The following is a 341-nucleotide window of genomic DNA, read 5'->3' on the forward strand; positions in this document are numbered from 1 at the left end:
GTCCATTGTCAAATTCGAGTCTGTGGCATCCTTCTAAATTAATTGGGTATTGTTTAGATAATTTGTTACTAAAGGCGCTTAATGAAGGCCATGCCTGTAGTGCTTTGTTTAAATCGTCTATGTGCAGAGGATATTTTTCAAATGAAATAAAGTGTAAGCGTTTAACACCATTATCTAATTGATTTTGAACTTGTTGACGTGCAAGGTGGTCAGTAAAGCGTTGCCATGTATTTAAAAAGTTTAAACCTGTACCAAAGCCGGTTTCGGCAATAACAAAATGTGGCTGGTCATGATTTTGTAATCGTGCATCTATATTATTTTGCTCATAATACACATAATGC

General features: G+C 35.2%; 1 pseudogene. It reads right to left on the bottom strand.

The annotated features are described in order from the left end of the window. A pseudogene (locus AAEY83_RS13450) lies at positions 1–341 on the bottom strand (hypothetical protein); the annotation flags it as partial.

The sequence above is a fragment of the Psychrobacter sp. TB20-MNA-CIBAN-0197 genome, assembly GCF_040309765.1.
Lineage (GTDB): Bacteria > Pseudomonadota > Gammaproteobacteria > Pseudomonadales > Moraxellaceae > Psychrobacter > Psychrobacter submarinus.